Source organism: Mesorhizobium sp. M1E.F.Ca.ET.041.01.1.1 (assembly GCF_003997355.1).
GTDB lineage: Bacteria > Pseudomonadota > Alphaproteobacteria > Rhizobiales > Rhizobiaceae > Mesorhizobium.
In genome coordinates, this window is the sequence record NZ_RZSL01000758.1 from 1 (window position 1) to 2441 (window position 2441).

Annotated in this window: 1 protein-coding gene and 4 pseudogenes; 3 read left to right on the forward strand and 2 right to left on the reverse strand. The window is 60.6% G+C overall.

What is annotated here, in order from left to right; all coding sequences use genetic code 11:
- A pseudogene (locus EOA38_RS33660) lies at window positions 1–239 on the forward strand (glutamate dehydrogenase); the annotation flags it as partial.
- 264 nt (window positions 240–503) lie between these two features.
- Here EOA38_RS33660 and EOA38_RS33665 read toward each other — a convergent pair.
- Window positions 504–715: pseudogene (locus EOA38_RS33665) on the reverse strand (hypothetical protein); the annotation flags it as partial.
- Between the two features lie 148 nt (window positions 716–863).
- On the opposite strand from EOA38_RS33665, the pseudogene EOA38_RS33670 reads away from it, so the two are divergent.
- A pseudogene (locus EOA38_RS33670) lies at window positions 864–1480 on the forward strand (transposase).
- Here EOA38_RS33670 and EOA38_RS33675 read toward each other — a convergent pair.
- A pseudogene (locus EOA38_RS33675) lies at window positions 1458–1670 on the reverse strand (transposase); the annotation flags it as partial. The pseudogenes EOA38_RS33670 and EOA38_RS33675 sit on opposite strands and share 23 nt — an antisense overlap.
- Before the next feature lie 244 nt (window positions 1671–1914).
- Between EOA38_RS33675 and EOA38_RS33680 the strand changes: the two are divergent.
- The coding region (locus EOA38_RS33680; RefSeq protein ID WP_145966202.1) for a transposase at window positions 1915–2441 on the forward strand (527 nt) is incomplete at its 3' end.

Here is a 2441-nt window from a genome sequence, read left to right on the forward strand (position 1 = left end):
CCGCAGCCCTCGAACGCATGACCGGCAAGGAGTTCCCCGCTGACATCCGCGAAGAGTTCCTCGAAGGCGGCGCTGAAATCGATCTGGTTCGTTCCGGACTGGAGGACGTCATGCGCAGCACCTGGGGGCGCGTCGCCGACCTCATCGAACAGCAACCGGAACTCGGCAATTACCGAACCGCCGCCTATGTCGCGTCAATCCGACAGATCGCCGATGCCTATGAAGCGATCGGGATCTAACCGGCCATCGGCGATGTTTTTCGCTTCAGGGGGCGTACGCCCCTTGGTCGGAGCGGGTCTTGGATCTCCGAGTGGCGACCAATATTGAACATACCTTTTCCGGTTTTGTTGCAACGGCTGAATGGAAGCGCAGAGGCTCGGTGGTTCCGTTGCAAAGTTTTGTCTGAATTTGCCAGAGTGGTGGCAACCTCATGCGGCAGCGAGGATTTCGAACCTGCTCGGCGAGAGACGGGTTCGGATTGAATGCGTGTAACCGCCCGTTTGTTACCGCGGAGATTTCGCTTTGATGCGAGCGATGAGTTCCTGGTCATCGACGAAGGCTTCGAGGAAGTCATTCCATTCGTCAGCGGTGCGGCGCGCATGGGCAAGCATTTGCTTCAGCTCTTCCATTCCGTCGCGGGTAAGCGAAGTTATTGCCTCGTCCGGTCCGGTGTAGACGCTGAAATGCTGCCGTAGCTCAGGTTATCATCGGAGGCGCAGCCAGTGCTGCCTTCGAACAGTGCGGCCTGCTGGATTCGCTCAAGAAGGCTCTGACCGAGCGCGCCTTGAACGCGGAGATGGACCATCATCTGGCGAGCGGCGAAGACGCTGGCAAATACGCGTAACGGCTACGGCCGCAAGACCGTGACGAGGGAGACCGGCAAGCGGGAGATCGACATACCGCGTGATCGCCAGGCCAATTTCGATCCGCAACTGATCGCCAAGTATCAGCGTCGCTTCCCGGCTTCGACGAAAAGATCGTGTCAATGTGTGCGCGCGGCATGAGCACCCGGGAGATCACCGGGCACCTGCATGATCTGTTTGGCATCGACGTGTCGCCGGATCTGATCAGCACGGTGAAGGACGCCGTGCTCGATGAAGTCGCCACTTGCAGCAGCGCCCGCTCGATCCGGTTTATCCGCTCATTTTCTCGACGCGATCCGGGTCAAGATCCGAGACGAACGGATGGTTCGCAACAAAGCCATCCATATCCACTGGGCGTCCGCGCCGATGGCGCCAAGGAGGTGCTCGGCCTGTGGCTCGAGCAGAATGAAGGCGCTAAGTTCTGGCTGCGGGTGATGAACGAGCTCAAGAACCGCGGCGTCGATGATATCCTGCTGGCCGTCGTCGATGGCCTGAAAGGCTTCCCCGACGCGATCACCGCCGTGTTCCCGGGGGCGATCGTTCAGACCTGCATGGGACTGTCAGGAATTTCGTGTGCGGGCGGGCGGTTGAACATTACGCCGCCATGGCTCTTATGAAACGCTCGCCGAAGATGACGGCGAACTGTGCCTTTGCCATGGCCCACTCACGTGGCGGCATTTTCCACTCTTTCTCGGATCGGTTCAAGATCAGATAGAGCAGCTTGGTCGCAGCCTCGTCGCTGGGGAAATGGCCCCTGGCTCTGACGGCGCGTCTGAGCTTTGAGTTCAGCGCCTCGATGGCATTGGTAACCGGTATGAAGATCTCGGTGCCGATGACCGGCTGCGGTTTCCAGGATCGCGGCGTATGTGCGACCATCGGGACGGAGGCACCGGGAGCACGAAGGTGCGGGCAGGCCGATCCACACGATGAGCCGAGAGCTCGTGTTAGTAGCTGGCCGCCTCTGCGACTCGCCCGGTTGCGCCGTGAGCGCGAATCCGTAGTTGTCGTGTCGCCCGCCGCTCCCGTCGTTTCGCTCTGACAGGAGGCGCATATGCGACGCGTGATTGGAATGGACATCCACCGAACCTTTGGGGAGGTGGTTTTCTGGGAAGATGGCAGACTTCGACATGGAGGGCGGGTCGACATGACCCGAACGGCGCTGGAGGGCTTTGGTAAGAGCCTTCTGGCGACAGACGAGGTGATAATCGAGGCGACCGGTAACTGCATGGCGGTGTCACGGGTGTTGTCACCCTTCGTGAAGCGGGTGGTCATCGCCAACCCACTTCAGGTGAAGGCGATCGCCCATGCCCATGTGAAGACTGACAAGGTCGACGCGGGCACTCTGGCCAGCCTGTACGCCGCAGGCTATCTGCCGGAGATCTGGACGCCGGATGCCGCCACCGAGCGAATGCGCAGGCTGGTCGCACACCGCTACCAGGTTGTGCGGCATCGAACACGGATCAAAAACGAGGTGCATGCGATCCTTCATGCACATCTGATCCCGAAGTGTCCGCACGCCGATCTGTTCAACGTCGGCGGCCGCGCCTGGCTGGCGCGCCAGCCAGTGCCCGACGATGA